The organism is Sorangium sp. So ce296, from assembly GCF_051529605.1.
Classification (GTDB): domain Bacteria; phylum Myxococcota_A; class Polyangia; order Polyangiales; family Polyangiaceae; genus Sorangium; species Sorangium cellulosum_D.
In genome coordinates this window covers 8,376,937-8,399,221 of record NZ_CP150325.1, presented here as the reverse complement: position 1 = coordinate 8,399,221, position 22,285 = coordinate 8,376,937, and the positions used below count along the sequence as shown (strand labels likewise).

Genomic DNA, 22,285 nt, shown 5'->3' with positions numbered 1-22,285 from the left:
CGCCGCCCTCGGCGCCCGACCTCTCGAGCCCCAGGCGCTCACGGTCCCAGGAGCCGTCGTTCGCCGGCGCGGCGGACGGCGCCGATCTCGGCCTGACCGGGGCGCGCGCGGGTCACTTCGGCGGCGTCGACGCTGGCGGCTGGATCGACGTCGGCGCTGGCTTCGGGACCAACGTCGGCGCGGGGCGCGGGTCGCGCACCGGCTCTTCTGGGCGCTGGTCGACGATCACGCCGCGATCCTGGATGCACTTCTGCTTGGGGCCGCTCCAGATGCAGCCCGGCGGGCAGACCGGCGGGTCGCCTGTCGGCTGCTGGTCCGAGCAGAGATCGTCCTCCTCGGAGGCCTCGCGGGAGCTCGGCACCGCCTCCGGCCCCGCATTCGGGGGCGTCTCGGCGGACGATGTCCCCGTCGGGGTCTCGACGGGCTGTGGCGGTGTGCTCGAACAAGCGGCGGCCGCGAGGGCGAGGCACGAGAGGAGCATCGGGATCAGGCTTCGGCGCATGAGATCTCTCCGCGGATAAGCAGGTGGATGGCTGCCCGCGGCCGGCGCTCCGGCGCGGGTGGTGTCGCCGTTGTGTCGCACCAGGCACCCTCCTGGCAACGGGCATTCCACCGCCCGACAGGGCACCGGGCGTCCCGCGCCGCCGCCCCGACGCGAGGAGAGGCCGCGGGCGAGGCGGGGGGCATCACGCCAGCGAGGCGTCCGCGACGTCGCCCCTGCAGGTTCCAGCGCCTGAGAGGCGCCCTTCGGCGGCGACGTAGCTTTCCGGTGACGTGTCGACGTGGCCGGCGCGGTCGCCTTATTCGGTGGAGCTTTCTTCGCGTCGAGCCATGGCGAATGGTCATTCACCGGATACTCGCGCTCGCGACCCATCCGGCGCGCATCATCGCCAACGACCCGCCGCCGCGTGGATGGATTCCCAAGGCGGACGACAACAAGGCCAAAAGCTCCCTCTATCCCGACCAGCGGCCGACGCGGCGGCGGAGGGCGGCCCGATGGGCGCGCGTTGGGCCACGTCGGAGCCGCCCTCGGCGGCGAAACGGCCGGAACTTACCGGAACGCCCGTGTTCGAGCAGCCCATGACCTGTCCGCACTTTCGCCTCAGCGCGGCGCGCTTCCGTGCCGTGGAAGGCGCTCTCGTCTGCCAGGCATGTGGACGCTCGTGGCGCGTGGATCGCGGCGTTCTGGAGGGCGCAGTCCTCGAGACAGCTGGCTAACTCGCCGTTGCTGGCCGGCGGTCCGCGCAGCCTCGCTCCGCTCGGCGGCGCGGCCCGCGGCGGAGCGGCAGTCGTTCGGCGCAGGAGGCGGTTGAGGAAGATGGGATCAGACGCCGTGGCCTACATCTTCGATGACGCGGCATATCGGGAGCGCGGGCCGTCAGGACTCGTGTGCCTGCTCCCCGGCCGTGGTGCGTCTGCGGCGCGCTCCGGCGCCGGGGAACGTTCCGCCCTGCCGTTCCTACTGCACGGATGCTCGTCTCCCCACGCCGAGGCCACGCGGAGATGCGACTTTCGGGACGGGAACGAGCCACGCGCTCGACCCGTCAGCGAGCGCTGCAAAGAGTCTATTGACTACCGGCGCCCCGTCTGGTTCGATTCCCCACCGTCTCCGCACCTGTCGACGTAGGAGTCCGCGCTTCTCGAGACTGTTGACCATTCTAGGGTAAATGGCGGACCCGGAGGGACGAATCCGAATCATGGGCCAACGGATGGGGATCCTCATTGACGGCTACTCTGGAGCCGCAGCCCTGCCGCGCGCGCTTCGGCGCTTTGGTTACGAGTGCGTGCACGTCCAAAGCATGCGTGAGATTCCTCGCGATTACCTGTCCGCTCACCGGGCGGGGCAGTGGCGAGAGGCCCTGGTCTTCACGGGTGACGTCGACGGCCTCGCGGCGCGGCTGCGCGAAGAATTCGCGCCAGCCTTCGTGGCCGTCGGCGCTCACGAGAGCATCTGGCTCGCGGACGTGCTGAGCGAGGCGCTGGGCCTACCAGCGAACGGGGAGATCGGCCGGCGGCTCTACCTCGATAAGCATCTGGCCGCGGAGGCCCTCGCCGCCGCGGGCGTGCCCGCTCCGCTGACCTTTGCGGCGACGACGGTGGCCCAGGGGCTCGAGAGCGCGGCTCGCATCGGCTCGTGGCCCGTGGTCGTCAAACCCATCAACAGCTCGGGCTCCGATGGGGTGTCATTCTGTCACGGGCCGGCTGATGTCGAGCGTGCCTGTCGCGCGCTGCTCGGCGAAAGGAACCTTTGCGGACAGATTAACGAGAAGCTGGCGGTGCAGCAATTCGTCTCGGGGCCGGCCTACGCGACGCATACCGTCAGCCTCGACGGCCACCACGTGCTGGTGGCTGTGTTCGAATTCGTCAAGCGAACCGGCCCGCTGGGGGGAGCCATTTACGACTGCTTTCGCTTGATCTCACCGGACCAGCACGAGTCATGGCGAGAGCTGTACCACTACTCGCGCCGATGCCTGGACGCGCTGCACGTCAAGACGGGTCCGGTCCTCGGCGAGATCATGCTGACGGCTCAGGGGCCCATGCTGATCGAGATCAACGCCCGGCTCGCCGGGGCCGGGACCGGCTCCTGCGCCGAAATCGAGGCCGCCCTCGGGCACAGCCACGCGAGCGCCTACGCCCAGCGCCTCTGTGATCCCCAGGGCTTCTTGCGGCGCTTCGAGGCGCCGATGACCATGAGCAAACACGTGTGGTTCGTCGCGGTGGCGGCACTCGAGGCCGGAACCGTGAACTCACTGGCCGGCCTTTCGCGCATCGAGTCGCTGGTGAGCTTCAGCGACTTCATATGGAAGCCCGGGCTCGGCGATGCGCTGCGACCGTGCATCGATCAACAGTCCATCCCCGCCCTGGTCGTGCTCAGCCACCAGGACGAAGCCGTCGTCAGAGCTGACTACGAGGCCATTCGCGCGCTCGAGGCAGCCGACGTGTTCGGGTTGAAGGAAGAGCGGCGATGACTGCCATGCGCGTCTGGCCGGTAGATGAGCCGCTCCAGCGCCCCGAGAGGAGCGCGCGCTTACTGACGACCCACGATTTTTTAGCGGTCGAGCTACTCGAGCGCTGGCGTCGCCACTGCGAGCGAGCCGAGCTCCCCGGACCCGATGGCGAGTGGAGCTACACGACCAACGACGGCACGGCCAAGATCCGCAGCAATGAAAACATCGTCGAGCGGCGGCGTCGCGTCGAGGCCGCCTACAAGCGAGGCGAGTTCGCCTACTCCAAGTGGGAACCCCAGCGCGCGTCGGCCTTTCATCAGGAGGTGCAGCGACACATGAGCTCGGCGGCCACCTTGGCCCAGCTTTCGGCGATCGTCGGGGAGGAGGTCGTGCGAATGAGCGATGTGTACGTGACGATTTTTCAGGATGGCGACTTTCTCAGCCTCCATGACGATCGCGGCCTCGGTAAATACGCGTTTACTCTCTCGCTTTCCAGCCTGGCCGAGGGCGAGGGAGGGCGGCTGCGCCTGTACGCGGCTCCCGAAGGGGGTGAGGGCCAGCCACGCATGCTCGGCGAGCTCCGCCCGCGGGCCAACGAACTTTTGATCTTCTCGCTCAGCCCCACGCTGTTGCCCCACGAGGTCGAGCCGGTTACCGGCACCACCCGTCGCTCGACCATCGCCGGCTTCCTCGAGACCCGAGACTTCACGTGCAACCAGGCCTTCATCGACGAGGCTGCGGGGGTCGACGCTCGAGCACCCTCGGATGCGCCGCACGCCGGAGCATGAACTTGCATGGCAGGCAACTGCTCCATCCCCGCACGCTGCGCTCATGACCGAAAACTCACGCCCGCCGGAGCGCCGGTCGCTCTGCCGAAGCACACCTTCTCCCTTCCAGGTTATGGCGGAGCGCAGCACTAATACGCCGAGCGGCAGAGACCGTGCGTCAAGATGTCGCACGGGAGGCGAATCGGTGGTGGCGGAGGTCGGGTTACCCGGAGGCGCGCAGGGGCTCCGGGTCACCAGCGAGGACGAGGTGTCGGCGGGGAAGGCTCAGGGGCAGGTCATGTTCGAGGGCGGCGTGCAGATGCCGTCCTTTTCCACGTCGATGAGCTGCATCATGCCGAGGTCCTCGTGCTGCAACATGTGGCAATGCAGCACGTACGCGCCTTCGAAGTGCAGGAAGCGCGAGAGGAACGTGAACGTCCCGCCGAACCCGTCCATGTCGTAGCCGTCCCTGGGCAGGAGCAGCGTGTCGCGCCAGATGGGATACGCGGGCGGCTTGCCGTTGAGCGACGTCACCAGGAACGAGTTCACGTGGATGTGGAAGGGGTGCAGCGAGGCGCTCTTCTGGATGTTGTTCACGGTCCACTCCTCGGTGGCGCCCGTCGCCATGCACTGATCGACCCGGCCCTCGCAGAACTCCTTCCCGTCGATCGTGAAATGGTAGCCCGAGGTGCCCGTGGCGCCCTTGTCGACCACCACCTTGAACTCGAGCGAGCGCTTCTTCGAGACCATGTTGCCGGGCTTCATCGTGTCGTCGAAGCCCGGGTAGAGCGCGGGCGTCTTCATCGTCGCCGGGATCTCGATGCTGGTGTCCGGCTCCCCATCGACGATGATCGTGCCGAGGACCTGCGGCTCGGAGCAAGCGAAGCCGAGATCATAGCCGAGGGTCACCATCTGATAGGTGCCCTTCTGGAACTGGGCGAGGATGTCTACCCGGTTCCCCGGCCCGATGAGGTACTCGACCTCCGAGACCGCATCGGCCATGGGCATCGATATGGGTTTGGGGTAGGTGACCCCGTCGGTGGCGACCTGCACGTAGGGGACCGACTGCGCGCGCAGAGCGTTCTGCGCTGCCAGGAAGCCGGGGTCCTGCTTGCTGTCGAAATGCTTATTCGCCGGGCAGGCGTAGCTGAACGGCGTGTACCCTGCCTTCGGCAGCTTCGTCGCAGAATCCACCTGATCGTCAGGCACGCGGACGAAGGCGACGTCGAGCGGCAGGTGGAAGCCGGCGTGGATCAGGCGATAGCGCTGCACCTCGCTCGGGCGCATGCGGATGATCGGGTTGACCTGGCCATTGACGGTGAAGAAATCGGTCGTCCCGTCCGCGTCGGTGACGATCTCGTTGTACGTCGCGAGGCGGGGCGCGCCGGGGCACGTATCCAGCGTCTGGAGCATGAACTCCCCGATGACGAGGAGCTGCTCCTTGCCCTGACCCGCCTGCGGCTCGGGCGCGAAGAGGGCGTCGAGGTCGTCGTTCGCCGGGTCGCGGATGAGAATGGCCCCGGCCATGCCGCCCATGACCTGGATCGCCGTGGAGCGGTGCACGTGCGGGTGATACCAGTACGTCCCGGCGGGGTGATTGGCCACGGTCCCGTCCGGCATGGGGAGATCCTTGGGGATCTTGAAGACGAAATCGTACGATTCGCCGGGAGCGATCTCGAGCAGGACGTCGTCTCCGGGCGGCCCGGGATCGACGTGCAGCCCGTGGACGTGCATGTTCGTGGTGTTGTTGGAGAACCCGGGGACGTGGTGCGAATCGCCGCCGGTGGTGCTCGAGCCGCTCGCGTTCGCGATGCCGCAATCGGTGGGATCCACGTTGAGGTTGTCGCTGGGGAGCTTGTTCATGAGCTTCATGATGATCGTGTCCCCGGGGCTGACCTCGAGGGTCGGGCCGGGCAGCTTGCCCGTGTAGGTGCCCGTGAAGCTCGCCGTGCCCTTGTTGACCGTCAGGCCCGTATAGGCGCGGGTCTTGAACGTGTATGCGCCCACCGTCACATCCGTCTCGGTGATGGTGATCTCGATATCGAGCACGCCGTCCTTGGAGCGGACCCAGGCGGGCTTCTGGATCTCGGGGTTCGGCGGCGTGACCGTCCCGGGGCTCACGGGATCGGAGCCGCAGCCGAGGACCTCGGGTAGGAAGAGACCCGCGCTCACCGTGGCGCCGAGCCTCAAGAAGTTGCGCCGGTCGATCGAAAGCGCGAGACCGGACGAACGCGTGTCACGCATGTTTCCGTTGCTGCTCATGAGAAGAATCTCCTGTGACCTTTCGTGAAAAGGACGTGTGCGAGCGCGCGCGCCCTGGCAGCGCGTCGCATTCGTCATCGACGAGCACGGTCCCGCAATCCCCCGCCGTGCTCGCGGATGACTTCGCTTGAAACTAACCTTTTACTTAAGCTCTGTCGGTCCAGTCAAGTCCCATCCACCAGCGCGGCCGATGAATGGGATGACCGTGGGGCGGTCGAGCATGTCGAGGGTTGTTGATCTCGTGCGCGACGCCGGCCGCCAGGGTGCCGAGCGTCGAGCTCTTGCGCCGCACATTTGCGATCGATGTGCTCGAGTGCCCAGCTTGCAAGGGGTGGATGAAGCTCGTCGCCATGGTGACCGAGCCAAGGAACATCGCCCGCTTCCTCTCCGCGCTCGGCGAGCCGACCGATGTTCCAGCTCGCTCTCCCAGCGCCGACGCGGCGGCCGCCGTACTGGAAGAGCACCGTTGTGCGCTGCAAGGCGCCCGGTGACGCCGCATAACGTCTCGCGACGCGCCTCCCGGGCCAGACCAACGCCCGAACGGACACGTGTGCCCACGGCACGCCGATGCGCCCCGTAGCGCGCTCGGCGCCGCCCGGATCATGCTCTTTCGACCCAGGACCGAGCCATCACGACGCTCGCGGTCCCACTCTTTCGCTTTGCTGCGCTACACTTCCTCGCGCTGCGATCCGGCTTGATTTACCTACGCGTTGCGCCGCCCTGCAGGTGCTACTTGGCGGAGACGGAGATGACGATGTTCTCGGTCTTCGGCACGCAGACGCTCTCGCCCTGGCAGGTGCCGAACTTGAGCGTGCCATTGATCTCCGCCTTGCCCGCCTTGGCCGCGGTGTAGGTCACGTCGAAGGCGAGCTGCTTCTCGTCGAACTTGGCGGCTTCCTTCGCCGTCAGCGTCGTCTTCTCGATCTTCACGCCCGCGGGCGGCACGAGGGTGAGCTTGTGCGGGTAGTCCTTGTTGATGTGCCAGTCACCCTTGGTCTGCACCGACAACTTGGCGGTGGCCTTCTGGTTGACCTTCGACGCGGGCGCGTTCACCGACAGGTCATAACTGTCGGCCGCCACGGCGGTCCCGGTCAGTGCGGCAACGAACAGAGCGGCGATGGCGAAAGTCTTCTTCGTGGTGGCTCTCCTCATTCCTCGTCGTGCTTTGAATTTCCGTTATATCAGCGCGCATGCCGGCCCAGGCACACGTTGCCGTGGCAGGCGAGTCCGGGGCTGCTCGCGAGCATGATCAGGCCTGACACCGGGTCCAGATTCCACTCGACTTGAGAGGAAACAGAAACCATATCCAGCAGAAGCTGGACAGGGTCACCATCATTGAATGTCGCTGGCACACCAACGACGTAGCGCCTGTCCCGAGTGCTGCGGATGACGTATGACATGCGAATGCTCACTTGCATGTCGTCCCATGCGCGTCCGATGGAAGACCTGGGGACGGGTTGTGTTGCACCTGCGTTCTGCGCATGCATGGTGCACTCCTGATCTACTTGCTCATGAAGGTTGCCTGCTCCGCGGCGAGAAACGCAGAGGTCACGTCCCTCGCCGGCGGTGCCTCGAACCGTTTGTAGAGCCGCGTCATCTCGACCCGCTGCCCCTGCCGGGTGCAGCTCGCATGCCAGGCGCTCGAACCGTCTCTCCCACGAGCCGCCGACGTGGCGATCGGCGCGGCGGCGTGCGTGGGCGGGCAGGGGCCTGCCGGCAGCCGGCAGCGACCGGGGCTGCGTGCGTCACCTGGAGACGCAGCGCCTCTTCTGAAGACGCACGCGGCCGGTCCGGCACCCCAGATGCGCTCGGCGCGCCGTGCTACGACGTGGTTGCGCTGGGTGGCCGGCCAGTGCCCAGCTTGCAAGGGGCGGATGAAGCTCGTCGCCATGGTCACCGAGCCCCGGAACATCGCCCGCTTCCTCTCCGCGCTCAGCGAGCCGACCGATGTTCCAGCACGCTCTCCCAGCGTCCACGCGGCGGCCACCGTACTGGAAAAGCACCGTTGTGCGCCGCAAGGCGCCCGGTGACGCCGCATAGCGTCTCGCGACGCGCCTCCCCGGCCAGACCAACGCACGGACGGACACGTGTGCCCACGGCACGCCGATGCGCCCCGTAGCGCGCTCGGCGCCGCCCGGACCACGCTCTTTCGACCCAGGACCGAGCCATCACGACGCTCGCGGTTCCACCCTTTCGGTTTGCTGCGCTACACTTCTTCGCGCTGCGATCCGGCTTCTTTTACCTACGCGCCCGGTGACGCCGGCGCCGGCGTGCACCAGGCGGCCCGCGCGGTCGGCGGCCTCGCCGAGCGGGAGGTGCCCGCGGAGCACGCTGCGCCCGCTGGCCAGGGCGACCCGCGCCTCCGGCCAGCGCTCCTTGAGCCGCAGCGCGCACCGCGCCGCCTGCACGGCGAGGTCCGTCGCGGCGCCGTGGCGCGCCTGGTCCAGCGTGGCGACGATCGAGCCGTCCGCGAGCCCTCGACATGGCCGCCGTACGCCGAGGGGCGCCGCAGACGGCCTGGTGCGAGGCCTGCGACCGCGCGGCCTCGCCGGCGTCGATCATCGAGGCGCCGTCCACGCCGTGGTCGTGCGGCGAGGCGAGGATGACGCTGACGACGCCGTCGAGGTGGCCGTCCTCTCCTGGAGCCTGCGTGTGCGGGAGACGCGGCGCTGCATGCAGGGACGCAAGCCTCCGCTCCGCCGCCCCCTGCCTTGAACGAGCGCGGGTGCTTGCGCATCACTTCACTGCCTCGGTCTACGCCCACGCCCACGTAGCCCAGCGGCACGAGCTTTGCCATCCCTTTGCCATCCGACGACGGCACGGCAGCGCGGCATGAGGCTCGCCCCTGCACCATGTCCGAAAGGGACAGGCCCACCAGCACACATTCGAGAGGAAACCAACGATTGTCATCTCTCATCGAGACTGACACCTTTCGCCCGCCTGACCCCACCCGGGAGTCAGGCGTGATTGGACATAGCGCTCAAGGAGGAGAAGCCATGGTACAGCAGGAGAACGCGGGAGTAGGGACCGACGTGAAGCAGCAGGTGATGATGACATTGGCTGGTCTGGCGTCGACGGCGCAGAATACGCTCCCGGGCGAATCGCCCGACCAGCAGACTGCGCGCATCCAGAAGGGCATCGAAACGCAGCTGGCGATGACGTCGCTGGCCACCGCCGGCCAGTGGACGTTGAAGTGGGTGCAGCAGTCGGGTTTCGGGTTCAACATGGCCTACATCGCGCAGAACGCCGCGGCCTCCGCGTTCGCGGTGGTATTTCGCGGCACGGTCAACCTCTTCAACTTAATGGAAGACTATGACGTGGCGACTCCGGAGGACTTCCTCGGCGGCGCGCAGTATGGCAAGGTGTCCCATGGATCTAATGTCGCATTCGCTGCGATCACGAACGATACGAATCTGGTGTCGACGCTCCAGGGATTCGTGAAGGAAAGTTCCGGCCCACAGACTGTATATGTCGTCGGCCATAGCCTCGGCGGAGCCATGGCCACCATGTTTAGCCTCTACCTCCGGGACCAGCTGAACGGCTATGGTTGCACCGTGCAGTGCTACACCTTCGCCGCGCCGAGCGCGGGTGACAGCAAGTTTGCCACCTCGTTCAACAACCAGCAGCCTGCGCCCGTTTGCGTCTGGAACGCATACGATGTCGTCCCCCACGCTTGGGCCGCGCTGGAGACGGTCCGGGATACTTTCTATCCCCTGCCGGGGCTCGCCGCCAGCAAGAACATGAAACAGCAGATTCAGAGCGCAATAGACAAGGCAAACGGGGTGGGCACACATTCCCAGTATACGCAGGTGGCCCAGCAGCCGCCGCTCAACACGAATCTCTCTATTTCTTTTACTGATTCCCGCCACGTTCTCAGAAATGACGAGGCGATGGCCGACGCCTATTGGAAGGAAGAGATGGCGTACCAGCACGGGGCCAACACCTACCTCGAGCTCCTCGGGCTCTCCGAGCAGCAGCAGCTCCCCAACCCGCCGGTGGCGACCAGCGTGAGCCCGAACAACGGGCACATGAACGACCTGCTGACCATCACCGGCAAGAACTTCTCCCAGGACTGCAAGGTGAGGTTCTACTTCTTGATCGGGTTCGGGGACGCGACCGATGTCACGGTCAAAGACGATAAGACCATCACATGTAAGGCACCGTTTGGCATCGCGGGCGCCGTCGCCGACGTGCGCGTGATCAACTGCGCCGGCGCCTCGGATCAAAGCGCCGCCACCCAGTTCAAGTTCGACTGAGCCGCTCGGTCCGCCAGTCAACGCCCGCGCGGGCGCGATGCTTCCTCCCCCTGATGTTCCATCGCCGGACCAAACAGAATATAAAGCGCGATCGGTGTGGTCACCTGGCTCAACAAAGCCGCGGTCAGGTGACAGAGCTAAGAAGGGTAGCGAAAGCACCCATTGCCGCACGGGCACCGCTGGGAGCACGCGGTCCGTTATGTGCGCCGCCGTATTGCACATCCGGCGAGCATCGCAGCTCGGACACACGCTGGCGGCGCAGGCTCGCCCAGGACGGGGCGTTGTTCGGCGTGCTGACCCGCATCTTCGTCGAGAGCGTGGAGCGGTTCTACGAAGAGCGCGCCGCGCGCCGAGGCGCGTGCGGCGCGGTCAAGAGCGGCGCGGTGACCGTCGTGCAACGCACGTCCGGCGACATGCGGCTCAATCCGCATCTGCACGTGGTGTTCCTCGACGGGGCTTATCACGAAGACGGCACCGAGCTCGTGTGGAACGAACTCGGTCATCTTCCGACTCGCGCGGTCGGTCAGGTCCTGGAGCACGCCGTCGGGCGGATGCTCCGTTACCTCCGGCGGCACGGGCGTCTCGAGATCGAGCACGACGTCGAGGGAGACGACGAGCCCGAGGCAGCGCTCTGTGCCTCCGCCGTCTCGGGACGAGAGCCGCGCCACACGTCGTCGCCCCGCAATGGCTCCGCGGGCTCTCGCCGTCTTCTCCGAGCGCGCTCGCGTACGATAAGCCGCTGTGCGCTGCGCTCGATGGCTTCACCTTGCACGCAGCGACGCGCGCCGGTGCGCACCATGCCGCGGCGAGGGAGGCGCTGCTGCGTTACGTGCTGCGACCCCCGATCGCAAAGGACCGCGTCGAGCCGCAGCAGGACGGCCTGGTGCGGCTGTCGCTCAATCGCGCCTTCGCTTGCGTATTCCGACGGACGTGACGGCTCGTTCCGGGGCGACGCGACGGCCCAGTCCGGCGTGACGTGGACCGGAGCGTAGCGACGAGCGCGGTCAGGTCTTCGTCTCGGTCACCTCGGGAGCCACCGCCTTCTTCTTCCGCATCGACCCGCCGCGGAGCGTCACCAGGTGCGCGTTGTGGACAACGCGGTCGCAGATCGCGTCGGCGATACTCGCCTCTCCGATGGCTTGGTGCCAACTTTTCACCGGGATCTGCGAGGTGATCACGGTCGACGACGTGTCGTATCTGTCCTCGAGGACCTCGAGTAGATCGCGCCTCTCGACATCGGTCATGGGCGCGAGCAGGAAGTCGTCGAGGACCAGCACGGCGACCTTGGCCATGCGCGCGAGGGCGTTGGCGTAGGTCCCGTCGGCACGCGCGACCGCGAGCTGCTGGAGCAGGCGCGGGGTGCGGATGACGAGGGCGCGGAAGCCCTGCCTGCAGGCTGCCTGCGCCAGCGCGCCGCCGAGAAAGCTCTTCCCGGCTCCGGTCGCTCCCAGCACGATCACGTTCTGCTTCGCTCGGACCCACTGGCAGGAGCCCAGCGACCGAGCGAAGGACCTGTCTACGCCGCGCCCTGCCTCGCAGGAGAAGTCCTCCATGCACGCGCCCCCCGGCACCCGCGCATCCTTCAGCAGGCGATGGAGCCGCTTGTTTTCACGGGCTGTCCACTCGCGGTCGACGAGCAACCCGATCATCTCCTCAGTGGAGAGCGGCTCCGCCGACGGCGCAGCCTCCCTCTCTCTCAGCATCGCCGCCATCGCGTTCAGCTTCATCTCGACCAGCTTCTGAATCGTCTCTTCCAAGATCACTCCTCTCCTCCTTGTCGAAGTACTCAGCACCGCGGATGTTCTCGTGCGCCAGGGCCCCCCGGGGCGGCGGCTCGACCAGCGGCGCGCGGTCGAGACCATTCCTCAGGATCGCGGTCACGCTCTTCGCGGTGGGGCTGCCGATGCGAAGCGCACGCGCGCACGCAGCGTCGACGCGCTCGCGACCGTACTTGTCCGCGAGCCGGATCACGCCCAGGCACGTCCGGTAGCCCGTCTCCGGGTGGGTGCGGTGGCGCATGACCGCGCGCGCGAGCTCGCCGACGTTCGGACCGATCGTCTCGGCCCACGCCACCACGCGCTCCGGCGGCCACTTGCCGTAGTCGCGATGGGCCCTGGGGCGATGCTCGTCCACGATCACCGCCGTGCCCTTCCGCCCGTAGCTGCGCGCGTGCGATGCGACGCGCACGCCGTCGTGGAACAGCTCCACGACGGCCGCCGTCTCTCGGATCTCGACGCGCGCACCGACCAGCGTGTACGGCGCGCTGTAGAGCCGGTCGTCGTAGCAGACGCAGTAGTCGATGTTGACCTTGGCGTGCTTCCAGTCGGCGAGCTCGTACGGCCGCGCCGGCAGTGGCCGCAGCACGGGCTTGTCGATGGTCTCGAACGCTGTCCGCCGGCAGCCGTCGAGCCGCTGGAACGGCCGCGCATTCAGCCGCTCGAGCAGCGACGCGATCGCGTCGTTGAGCTCGGCAAGGCTGAAGAAGGTCCGGTGTCGCAGCGAGGCGAGGATCCAGCGCTGCGCGATGAGCACGCCGCCCTCGACCTTGGCCTTGTCGCGCGGCTTTCGAGGCCGAGCCGGGATCACCGTCACGCCGTAGTGGTGCGCCATCTCGAGGTAGGTCGGGTTGATGTCCGGCTCGTACCGATCCGGCCCGGAGACCGCGCTGCGGAGCTGGTCGGGGACGATCACCTCGGGCACGCCACCGAAGTACTCGAGCATCCGAACCGTCGAGCCGACGAAGTCGGCGAGCTTCTGCGAGCGCGTTGCCTCGGCGTACGTGTAGTTGCTGGCGCCGAGCACCGCGACGAACAGCTCAACCTCGGTCACCTCGCCGGTCGTCTGGTCGACGATGTGCGGCTTCCTTCCCGAGTAGTCGATGAAGACCTTCTCGCCGGCGCGGTGAACCTGACGCATCACGACGCCGAGCTTCTTCTTCCAGCCTGCGTACAGGTCGCAGAACCGGCTGTACTCGTAGGGCCTCAGCGGAGCCTGTGCCGCGCTCGCTTCGCGGTACTCGAGCCAGAGCGTCTGCAGCGTGACGCACGGCTTCGACAGCTCGCGGTGCACCCAGGAGAAGTCGATCGGCACGCGCGCGGGCGGCTCGTTGCGGCCGACGTCGCGGAACAGCCGCGACTCGATCTCGGCCTCGGTCATCTCTCGGGCGACCTCCCACGTCAGCCCCGCCTTCTCCGCGCGCGCCAGGTAGCCGCTCACCGTGCTCTCGCCGACGCAGGCCGCTGCAGCGATCTCCGCTCGGCTGCGCTTGCACTCGAACTTGAGCCTCAGAATCTCTCGAACCTTCCGCATCGATAGCCGCTCCGACATCGCGCCCATGTACGCGATGAGGCTGCGACCGCGAGCGCCGCCTGTGGGCCGTCACCCCCGTCGGAACGGTCCGTCACGTCCCTCGGAACGGCCCGTCACGTGCGTCGGAACGAGCCGTCAGGTGTGTCGGAACACCCCGTCGGGTGGCCCGGAACGCCCGGTCACGTCCCGTCGGAACGAGCCGTCACGTGCGCTCGGAATCGGCCGTCACGTCGGCCCGGAATACGCAGCTGGTCTCGCGCAGCGGCTACTACGGGTGGGCCAAGCGCTCGGAGTCCGCGCGGGCCAAGTCCGACGCTCAACTGAGCGCGCAGATCAGGGCCGTGCACCACAAGAGCCGTGGCCGCTACGGCAGTCCGCGCATCCACGCGGAGCGGCGTGCTCGCGGCATGCGTGTCGGCAAGAAACGGGTCGAGCGGCTGATGCGCGCTCAGAGGCTCGTGGCTCGGACGAAGCGGCGCTTCCGCCGCACCACCGACTCGCGGCACAACGGCTCGATCGCCCCGAATGTGATCGAGCGGCAATTCGATGCTCGAGCGCCCAACCAGGTCTGGGTGACGGACGTGACGTACATTCCCACCGGCGAGGGCTGGCTGTACTTGGCCGTGATCCTGGACCTGTTCTCGCGCCGCGTGGTCGGCTGGGCCGCGAGCGCGTTCAACGATCGCGCCCTGGCGCTCACCGCGCTCGCGTTCGCCTTGGGAACGCGGCGGCCGGCGCCTGGGCTGGTACACCACTCGGATCGCGGCAGCCCCTACGCCAGCGACGACTACCGGCTCGTGCTCGGGGCGCACGGGCTCATCCCGAGCATGAGCCGCGCTGGCGACTGCTGGGACAACGCCGTGGCCGAGAGCTTCTTCGCGACGCTGAAGGCGGAGTTGGTCGAGTACGAGCGCTACCCGACGCGAGCGGCCGCCACCGCCTCGGTCAGAGACTACATCGACAACTTCTACAACCTGAAACGCCGGCACTCACGGCTCGCCTACATGAGCCCGATCGAGTTCGAATTGAAGACCTACGTGGCCGCGCGCGCGGCATAGTGAGACTGTCCGAGGAAGCGGGGGAGGATCACTTGTGGCTCATCGGGGACGACGCCGACACCACCGTCGGTAAGCAAAATTGCGCTTACGATCGAGTCGTCGTGGCAGGCGACGAGATGCGGGTGAATGCCGCGCAGGCTCGCACCGTGTATGTGGACGAGAGATTCAAATTGAACGGGGACGAGATGAGGGCGGTGAGCGACCATTTTCCGATCGAGTTCGTCATCAAGTGATCGAGGCCCTCGGGGCTCGCTCTCGCTCCGTCGACCTCGATCTGTAAGTCATACGAATCGAGCTGCGCGCGCGACGTCATGCACCTCGCCATCCGTCGAGCGCCGGCACGCGCAGAGAGGACAGGCTGTCTCCAGCCAACTCCTCGCGCGGCACAACCACTTCATCCAGCGCCAGCGTATGCGCATGGGCATTCGGCCCAGGTTGATGCGAAAGTGGCGCGCAGCAACCGACCGCTCGAAGGCTACTTCGCGTAGCCTTCGACCTTCTTCACGAGATCTGGCGAGAAGGTGCCCTGGCCGAGCTTCTGCCGGGTCTGCTTGAAGACGGCCTCCCACTTGGTCTTGTCGTCGGCCGACGGCGTGGTGACCGTCATCTTCGTCTTGAGGCGGCTGCAGGCGGCGTCGTCCTCGCTGCGGACCTGGGTGGTGAGGGCGCTCACGGCCACCTTGCCGGTGTCGGTCAGGATGGCCTTGAGGTCGGCCGGGAGCGCGTCGATGGTCTTGCTCGAGAACACGACCGCGCCGATCGCGGTCGCGATCACGGCGTCGTTGAGGTTGTCGAGCTTGCCAGCCCACTGGAGCTGCTCGGCGGCGAGGCACGGCGCGCTGACGACATTGACCGCGCCGGTGTTCAGGTTCGGCAGGACCTCGGGCACGTTGAGCGGCACGCCGGAGACGCCGCCGATCGTGGAGTAGAGCACGGGGAGGATGGCGTCGGCGCGGATGTAATGCGGCTTCTTGCCCTTGAGGTTGCCGGGCACCTTGATCGCGAAGCCCTTCGACATGGTGCGCACGAGGCCGACGTCGAACCAGCCAGAGATGAAAAAGCCCGCATCCTTCGCGCCCTTCTCGAAGTCCGTCTTGAGGGCGTCACGGGCCTTGTCGAGCTTGCTCCAGCTCGTGAACAGGCCCGGCATCTGCAGCGCGAGGATCGGCTTGTAAACCTTGCCGAGGCCGACGCCGGTGACGGCCGCGCCGTGGAGCTGGCCGCCCTTGATCTTGGCGATCATCGCGTCTTCATCGCCCTGCGTTCCGTTGTAGAAGAACTGGAGCTCGAGCCTGCCCGAGCTCTTCTCTTTGACGGCCTTTTCCCAAACCGTAAAGACCTTGCCCCACGTGCTGGACTTGGGCGCCAGCGTGCCGATCTTGATCGCCTCGGCGGCGCGTGCTTCGCGCGCCAACCCGAACCCGGCCACGAGCGCCAAGGCGCCGAGGAACGCCATCACCTTCTGCAGCTTCATTACGATTGCCTCCATGCAGGACGATGCGACCCGATGTCGCGGCCTTCTGCTCGGCGCTCCGGATCGCCCTGGGGCGGGTAGCAAATCCTAAAGCCCTTGTGAATGTCAAAGAAATTCATTCGCTTCAGTCTCATGGCCGGGCCGAGTTGACGTGATCGCCCTGTGCGAGCTCGCGTGACGAAAATTCAGAAATTGAGATAGTGGCTCGCAGTGCCCCTACGTCGCCCCGGCGCGCTGCCCCTGTTCCTCTCACACCTCATATCCGATCGAGTACGAGATCGAGGGTTCGAGGCCCATCCAGCGCCAGCGTATGCGCATGGACATTCCGCCGCAGCGCCGGATCGAATCGCTGGAGGGCCGTCACGGCACGGCCAGCAGCTCCCGCGCCGCCCGCACGATGCTGGTCGCGTCGAGGACCCGAGCGGCGCCCGCGTGGAGGGCACCGGCTACATCACGTCCGCCAACGTGTGGCGATGGGTCGCGGAGCACCGCTGCTCGGTCTCGATCGACGTCCACGTCGGCGCGCTCCGACCCTGGCTGCGGGACGGGCGGATCGTGCGCCGCGAGCTCCGCGAGCCGACCGGCTTGCCTGGCGCGGAGACGCGCGAGCGCATGCTCGAGCGCGAAACGACGCACGTGCACGTCGTCGCTTCCGCGGGGATCTGGGGAGGGCGTGACGATGGATCGCACCCCCTCGGAAGACATGGTCCCAACCCGGGCCCAACGGTCAAGCCCCGGGCCTGGGGGGCTCGCCGTGACCGATCCGTCGCCTCGGGCGGCCGTGGTCGCCTCGCTCGCCAGCACCCTGAGCCGCGCCGTCGCCCTCGGGGATGAGGTGGCGGCCCGGGTCGTTCATGGGGCGATCGGTCGGCTGCTCGGGCTGCCGGTGGCACTGGACGGGCGAGCACGGTCGCGCCGACAGTAGCATGCCGCAGAGATGAGGCGTCCGGGTAGGACAGACGCCAAGAGCCGCGGGGGCCGAGCCATGTCGGCACGGTCCGCTTGGTCCTGGATCTGCCGCGGGCTGGGTGCCGCCGATCCCCCGGCAGCGCAGCGGGCCGACGAGGCGCCGCGCTCGATCACCGACCTGGCGAGGTCCGAGAAATCCTGCGACCGGGACCACGCATGCAGCGCCGCGTTTGCACGGATTACCTATGAACGTGCCAACCGCATGCTCTACCTCCACAAGGATTACAACGTCTCCGGTGGTGTGCTCGCCAGGGAGCAGCGCGCTCCTCAAGCGACGCTCCGTGGCGGATATCCGAACGTGCGCTTGAACGCATGCGCGAAGGCGCTCTGCGAGCTATAGCCGACCTCGGCCGCCACGCTCGCGATGGGGTCCCGCCCTTCGCTCAGCAATCGTCGCGCCAGCACCATGCGCCAATGAGTGAGATAATCGAGCGGCGGCCGGCCAACGCGCGCCACGAAGCGGGCCGAGAAGGCGGAGCGCGACATGCCGACACGCGCTGCCAGCCTGGCCACCGTCCAGGGCTCAGCCACCTCGCTATGCATGAGCCGGAGCGCCGCGCCGACCTGCCGATCTGCCAGGGCGCCGATCCAGCTGACGCGATCCTCGGCACCCATCGCGATATAAGCACGGATCGCCTCGACCAGGAGGATTTCCGCCAGGCGGTCGGTGATGAGCGGGGCCCCCGGCCGGTCCTCGCCGATCTCCGCCTCCAGGCACGCCAACGTCCGCGCGACGGCTCCCGCCCCGGGCGAGGCACGATCGACCCGGAGGAACGCGGGCAGCGCCTCCAGGATGAAGGCCGCATCGCCATCGGCGAAGTCGACGCTCCCGCCCAGAAGCCCTGTCTGGAGGCCGTCGCCCAGGCGCACGACGTCATGGTCCGGCTGCGCGTAGAGCGGCGCGCCGTCCACAGGCTCGATCGCAGGGTCGCTCGCTACCGTATAGGGAGTATCGCCGATCAGGAACACGTCGCCCTCGGTCAGCGCCTCCGGCGGGTGGTCGGGCAGGAGCATCCAGCACCGCCCGCGCAGGAGGGCGACGAACTTCAGCCTCGCCTTGCCGGGAAAGGCGAGCGCCCAGTCGCCCGACGCCTCGAACCGCGTGGACCTGACGCTGCGCACGCCCAGGGCCGACAGCACATGGGAAAATGGATCCAGCGTCTCTCTGGACGATCGCGACAAAATCATGGCCGAACAATCATGGATCGACCGGCCTCGCCCGACTAGCCTTATTCGAACACAACCCAGGAGGCATCTCATGACCATCGAGGGCAAGGTCGTCGCGATCACGGGCGGCGGCAGAGGGATTGGCCGGGCCACAGCAATTCTTCTGGCCTCGCGCGGCGCGCGGATCGTGATCGGCGCCCGGCGCGAGGCGGAGATCGCGGCGGCAGCGGGAGAGATCGAGGCGGCCGGGGGGCGTGCGATTTATCGGATCACCGACGTCACCAAGCGAGCGGACCTTCAGGCGCTGGTGGACTTCGCCTGCGACCGGTTTGGACGGCTCGACGTCCTCGTCAACAACGCGGGCATCGCCCCGATCTCGCGCTTCGACGCGCTGCACGTCCATGATTGGGACGCAATGATCGACGTGAACCTCAAGGGCGTTCTTTACGGCATTGCCGCCGCGCTGCCCGTCTTCGGTCGGCAGAAGAGCGGCCACATCGTCAATGTCATCTCCGTCGCCGGCCTCAAGGTCGTGCCCACGATGGGCGTCTACGGCGCCACCAAGAACGCGGTCCGCACGATCACAGAGGCGCTGCGCCAGGAGTCCGGGCCGAACCTGCGCGTCACCGAGATCTCTCCCGGCATGATCGCGACGGACTTCGCGGACACGATCACCGACGAGGCGACGCGGAGCGCGATCCGGTCGACCGCCGATTCAGTCGCGATCCCGGCGGACTCGATCGCCCGCGCCATTGCCTTCGCGATCGAGCAGCCGCCCGAGGTCAATGTCGGCAGCGTCGTTGTGTGGCCTACGGCGCAGGGCTGAGGACAGGGCGAGGGGGTGACGGCCCTCGTGCAGGCGGAAGAACAGCGAAGTCCTGCCGTCGGGGAGTCGATTGACGCGACGCGCGCGACCTCGCGGCGGCACGGAGCTGCGAACGGACTCGACGAAGCGCGACCGTGAGAAGGCCGAGCGAGGAGCCGCCGTCGTTTCGAGCACCTTCGAATTTTGGTCGTTCGTTCCCGCCAAGCAAGCTGAACCGTAGCCGAAAGTGAAATGCCCGTTCCTTCGAATCGGTCTTTCGCGACAGGCGATAGAAGAGCGGCATGACGAACAAGCAACATTTGATCGGCAGCGGCTTCAGCGCAGCATCCACCGCCGACGACGTTCTCCGGGGCATCGACCTCGGCGGCAACGGCGTCGCCGTTGGGCCACACCGGAGCCGTCCTCGGCGGCGAAACAGGCGGAAGCTATGCAAATTGCTACTGTTTCCGGCGACCGCTCGCCATCGACCGGTGTTTCTGGCGGCATTTCCGACACGCCGAAGTAGGCTACGCGCATGCGGAGCATCGCCGGGCGCGCCGCGGGCGCGGACGCAGCGGGACATCGCCTCGCCAGCCCGGGCGACGGCACGATCGCGCGCACCGCTGCGCCTCCGCGCGCGCTCCGGTCGCGCTACCCCCGCCTGTCCGGGCCGGGCTCGCGGATCGCGGCTACCCTCATGCTGGCGATGACGACCTCCTGCAACAGCATGCGACCCCAGGAAGCCCCGCCCGGCGAGCCCGCGGCCGCGCCGGCCAGCCCGTCCGCGCCGGCCCAGCAGGCCGCCGAGCCGGGCCCCCTACCCACCCCGCCCTCCCCGCCCGCGCCCGCGGGACCTCCCGGCGCCGCGCCTCCGCCGGGCGGCGCCGCGGGGCGCGCCACGGCCGAGGCGATCGCGGCCTCCGCGCGCGCCTTCGTGGACGGCCTCGACGGCGAGGCGCGCGGCCGGGCGCTGCTCGCGTTCCAGAGCCGCGAGCGCGAGGACTGGCATTACGTCCCGCGCCGCCGCGCCGGCCTCGCGCTCGGCGACATGGACGGCGGCGAGCGCGGCGCGGCGCACGCGCTGCTCCGGGCCGGCCTCAGCCCGGAGGGATACCGCAAGGTGGAGGGCGTCCTGCTGCTCGAGGGCATCCTCGGGGGCATCGAGGGCAACCCGGCGTTCCGCGACCCGGGCCGCTACCACCTCGCCCTCTTCGGCCAGCCCGGGCCCGAGGCCCCGTGGGGCTTTCGCTTCGAGGGACACCACGTCTCGCTCAACTTCACCTCCGCGGGAGGCGGCGTGGCCACCACCCCGGCGTTCCTGGGCGCCAACCCGGCCGAGGTGCCCTCGGGACCCCGCAAGGGCCTGCGCGTGCTCGCGGCCGAGGAGGATCTCGGCCGCGCCTTCCTGGCCTCCCTCACCCCCGCGCAGCGCCAGCGCGCCGTGATCGCCGCCACGGCGCCGCCCGACCTCGTGACCGAGGCCTCCCGCCGCGCCGCGCTGGCGAGCGTCGAGGGCCTGCCCGCGGCCGAGATGACCCCGGCCCAGCGCGCCGCGCTGCTGCGCCTGCTGGAGGCCTACGCCCGCAACTTCCCGGCCGACCTCGCCGACGGGCACCTCGACCGCATCGCGCGCGCCGGCGTGGAGCGCCTGCACTTCGCCTGGGCGGGCAGCGCCTCACCGAAGCAGTCGCATTATTACCGGATCCACGGCCCCACCCACCTCATCGAGTACGACAACCGCGGCGGCGACCACATCCACACCGTGTTCCGCGACCTGCAGGACGACTTCGGCGACAGCCTGCTCGCGCGGCACCTCCAGGAGGGCCACGGCGCCCCCGCCCGCGGTCGGCCCTAGGGCTCTGACACGATTCCATCATGCCGAGTCGCCGCGCCGCGGCGCGCGCGATCGTCCGGCGCGCGCGTCACCTCGGCTCGTACGTCGCGACGATGTTGCCGTTCTGGAAGGTGCGCTCGGAGACGCGGCGGAGCGCGATGGCGCGGTCGAGGCCCTCGAAGAGGGTGCGCCCAGCGCCGAGCAGGATCGGCACGATGACGAACGTGTAGCCGTCGATGAGCCCGGCCCGCGCGAGCTGCGCCACGATCGTGCCGCTCCCCATCACCAGGATCGGCTCGCCGCTGCCCTGCTTCATCGCGGCGATCCGCTCCACCAGGTCGCCGCGGAGCAGGGAGGCGTTCGTCCAGCCGACCTGCTCGAGCGTGCGCGAGACGACGAGCTTCTCCAGCCGGGACATGCCCTCGGCGACCTCGGGCATCTGCTGGCGCGCGGCCTCGGTGGTCCAGAAGCCCGCCATCAGCTCGTAGGTCTTGCGGCCAAAGAGCAGCGTGCCCCGGCCGCCCTTCGCGTTCTCGGCGGAGAAGCGCGCCCACTCGGGATCCCCCGCGGAGGACGCGTGAGCCCAGCTCATGTCGCCCCGCGCATCGACGAAATAGCCGTCCAGCGAGACGTTCTCGAACACCGTCAGCCTTCTCATCGCAACCTCCTCGCGCGACCTCGTTGGAAGATCGTAGTCCTAAATTAGGACTGGACGGTCCTGAAGTCAAACTCCATCGTGTGCGCATGCGTAGCTACCAGGATCCGTGCGGGATCGCGCGCGCCCTCGACCGCGTGGGGGAGCGGTGGGCGCTCCTCGTCGTGCGCGAGCTGCTCCTCGGCCCGCGGCGCTTCACCGATCTGCGCGCCGGGCTCCCGTCCGCCAGCCCCAACGTGCTGTCGCAGCGGCTGCGGGAGCTGGAGGACGCCGGCGTGGTGCAGCGGCGCGCGCTCCCGCCGCCCGTCGCGGCGACGGTCTACGAGCTCACGCCCCGGGGGCGCGAGCTCGAGGCGGTGCTCGTGTCGCTGGCCCGCTGGGGGAGTCGGGCAGCCCCGCTGCCGCGGGGCGAGCTCAGCCCGAGCGCGCTGATGATCGCGCTCCGCACCACGTTCGACCCCGGCGCGCTCTCACGCGGGAGGCTCGCGGTCGTCCTCGACGGCGAGCCGTTCTCGGTCGAGATCGCGTGCGGCGCCCTGTCGGTGGCGCGCGGCGAGCCGGAGGCGCCCGACGCGACGATCACCACGACCGCGCGCACGCTCCGCGCCGTCGTCTTCGCTGGACACGAGCCGCGCGGGGTCGAGATCGCCGGCGACGCCGCCCTCGCGACGCGCTTCCTCGGCGCGTTCGCGCGCCCCGCGCCCGCCTGAGCGCGCACCGGCGGTTTCGGCGTGTTCGTCGCGCTCGCTCGCGGGGCGCGCGCTCCGTTACAGCCGGCCCA

19 protein-coding genes and 1 pseudogene are annotated in these 22,285 nt (G+C 68.2%); 11 read left to right on the top strand and 9 right to left on the bottom strand.

Annotation, left to right across the window (positions count from 1 at the left end; translation table 11 throughout):
* Positions 1-112: 112 nt before the first annotated feature.
* On the bottom strand, positions 113-502 hold the full coding sequence (locus tag WME98_RS31015; protein WP_437945326.1) for a hypothetical protein: 390 nt from the start codon (positions 500-502) through the stop codon (positions 113-115).
* 1,207 nt (positions 503-1,709) lie between these two features.
* On the opposite strand from WME98_RS31015, the gene WME98_RS31010 reads away from it, so the two are divergent.
* Positions 1,710-2,969, top strand: coding sequence for an ATP-grasp domain-containing protein (locus WME98_RS31010; protein WP_437945325.1), 1,260 nt, complete (start codon positions 1,710-1,712; stop codon positions 2,967-2,969).
* Positions 2,966-3,736: a 2OG-Fe(II) oxygenase gene (locus tag WME98_RS31005; protein WP_437945324.1), complete on the top strand. Its 771-nt coding sequence runs from the start codon at positions 2,966-2,968 to the stop codon at positions 3,734-3,736. The genes WME98_RS31010 and WME98_RS31005 overlap by 4 nt, the downstream gene beginning before the upstream one ends.
* 264 nt (positions 3,737-4,000) lie before the next feature.
* Here the strand turns inward: WME98_RS31005 and WME98_RS31000 are convergent, their stop codons facing one another.
* The gene (locus tag WME98_RS31000) at positions 4,001-5,959 is read right to left on the bottom strand and encodes a multicopper oxidase family protein (protein WP_437945323.1); all 1,959 of its coding nucleotides are present in this window, start codon (positions 5,957-5,959) and stop codon (positions 4,001-4,003) included.
* A gap of 353 nt (positions 5,960-6,312) precedes the next feature.
* On the opposite strand from WME98_RS31000, the gene WME98_RS30995 reads away from it, so the two are divergent.
* On the top strand, positions 6,313-6,468 hold the full coding sequence (locus WME98_RS30995; RefSeq protein ID WP_437945322.1) for a hypothetical protein: 156 nt from the start codon (positions 6,313-6,315) through the stop codon (positions 6,466-6,468).
* A gap of 238 nt (positions 6,469-6,706) precedes the next feature.
* Here the strand turns inward: WME98_RS30995 and WME98_RS30990 are convergent, their stop codons facing one another.
* Both WME98_RS30990 and WME98_RS30985 read right to left on the bottom strand, forming a co-directional pair.
* A complete protein-coding gene (locus WME98_RS30990) occupies positions 6,707-7,129 on the bottom strand; it encodes a protein-disulfide reductase DsbD domain-containing protein (RefSeq protein ID WP_437945321.1) in 423 nt (140 codons plus the stop codon).
* 29 nt (positions 7,130-7,158) lie between these two features.
* Complete coding sequence (locus tag WME98_RS30985; protein ID WP_437945320.1) at positions 7,159-7,464, bottom strand: hypothetical protein; 306 nt, start codon at positions 7,462-7,464, stop codon at positions 7,159-7,161.
* A 387-nt stretch (positions 7,465-7,851) separates the two neighbouring features.
* On the opposite strand from WME98_RS30985, the gene WME98_RS30980 reads away from it, so the two are divergent.
* From WME98_RS30980 to WME98_RS30970, 3 genes are all read left to right on the top strand, one after another.
* On the top strand, positions 7,852-8,007 hold the full coding sequence (locus WME98_RS30980; RefSeq protein ID WP_437945319.1) for a hypothetical protein: 156 nt from the start codon (positions 7,852-7,854) through the stop codon (positions 8,005-8,007).
* Between the two features lie 966 nt (positions 8,008-8,973).
* Positions 8,974-10,233 carry a lipase family protein gene (locus WME98_RS30975; protein WP_437945318.1) on the top strand — a complete coding sequence of 420 codons (1,260 nt, stop codon included), beginning with the start codon at positions 8,974-8,976 and terminating at the stop codon, positions 10,231-10,233.
* Positions 10,234-10,523: 290 nt separating this feature from the next.
* Positions 10,524-11,225 carry a transposase gene (locus tag WME98_RS30970; RefSeq protein WP_437954038.1) on the top strand — a complete coding sequence of 234 codons (702 nt, stop codon included), beginning with the start codon at positions 10,524-10,526 and terminating at the stop codon, positions 11,223-11,225.
* A 12-nt stretch (positions 11,226-11,237) separates the two neighbouring features.
* On the opposite strand, the gene istB is transcribed toward WME98_RS30970, so the two are convergent.
* Both istB and istA read right to left on the bottom strand, forming a co-directional pair.
* Positions 11,238-11,990, bottom strand: a complete 753-nt coding sequence (gene istB, locus WME98_RS30965) for an IS21-like element helper ATPase IstB (RefSeq protein ID WP_437945317.1) — start codon at positions 11,988-11,990, stop codon at positions 11,238-11,240.
* A 19-nt stretch (positions 11,991-12,009) separates the two neighbouring features.
* Positions 12,010-13,542: pseudogene (istA, locus tag WME98_RS30960) on the bottom strand (IS21 family transposase); the annotation flags it as partial.
* A gap of 206 nt (positions 13,543-13,748) precedes the next feature.
* Between istA and WME98_RS30955 the strand changes: the two are divergent.
* Together WME98_RS30955 and WME98_RS30950 are read left to right on the top strand one after the other, a co-directional pair.
* Entirely contained in the window at positions 13,749-14,600 is an 852-nt protein-coding gene (locus tag WME98_RS30955) for an IS3 family transposase (RefSeq protein WP_437945316.1), read from the top strand.
* A 32-nt stretch (positions 14,601-14,632) separates the two neighbouring features.
* Positions 14,633-14,833 carry a hypothetical protein gene (locus tag WME98_RS30950; protein WP_437945315.1) on the top strand — a complete coding sequence of 67 codons (201 nt, stop codon included), beginning with the start codon at positions 14,633-14,635 and terminating at the stop codon, positions 14,831-14,833.
* A 242-nt stretch (positions 14,834-15,075) separates the two neighbouring features.
* On the opposite strand, the gene dctP is transcribed toward WME98_RS30950, so the two are convergent.
* Positions 15,076-16,074 carry a TRAP transporter substrate-binding protein DctP gene (gene dctP / locus WME98_RS30945; protein WP_437945314.1) on the bottom strand — a complete coding sequence of 333 codons (999 nt, stop codon included), beginning with the start codon at positions 16,072-16,074 and terminating at the stop codon, positions 15,076-15,078.
* 1,236 nt (positions 16,075-17,310) lie between these two features.
* The gene (locus WME98_RS30940) at positions 17,311-18,231 is read right to left on the bottom strand and encodes an AraC family transcriptional regulator (protein ID WP_437945313.1); all 921 of its coding nucleotides are present in this window, start codon (positions 18,229-18,231) and stop codon (positions 17,311-17,313) included.
* A 70-nt stretch (positions 18,232-18,301) separates the two neighbouring features.
* Between WME98_RS30940 and WME98_RS30935 the strand changes: the two genes are divergently transcribed.
* On the top strand, positions 18,302-19,036 hold the full coding sequence (locus tag WME98_RS30935; protein ID WP_437945312.1) for an SDR family NAD(P)-dependent oxidoreductase: 735 nt from the start codon (positions 18,302-18,304) through the stop codon (positions 19,034-19,036).
* A gap of 514 nt (positions 19,037-19,550) precedes the next feature.
* Entirely contained in the window at positions 19,551-20,870 is a 1,320-nt protein-coding gene (locus WME98_RS30930) for a DUF3500 domain-containing protein (RefSeq protein WP_437945311.1), read from the top strand.
* Between the two features lie 67 nt (positions 20,871-20,937).
* Here WME98_RS30930 and WME98_RS30925 read toward each other — a convergent pair whose 3' ends face one another.
* Positions 20,938-21,507 carry a dihydrofolate reductase family protein gene (locus tag WME98_RS30925; protein ID WP_437945310.1) on the bottom strand — a complete coding sequence of 190 codons (570 nt, stop codon included), beginning with the start codon at positions 21,505-21,507 and terminating at the stop codon, positions 20,938-20,940.
* 86 nt (positions 21,508-21,593) lie between these two features.
* Here WME98_RS30925 and WME98_RS30920 point away from each other — a divergent pair, with 86 nt between their 5' ends.
* The gene (locus tag WME98_RS30920; RefSeq protein ID WP_437945309.1) at positions 21,594-22,214 is read left to right on the top strand and encodes a winged helix-turn-helix transcriptional regulator; all 621 of its coding nucleotides are present in this window, start codon (positions 21,594-21,596) and stop codon (positions 22,212-22,214) included.
* The last annotated feature ends 71 nt before the right edge of the window (positions 22,215-22,285 follow it).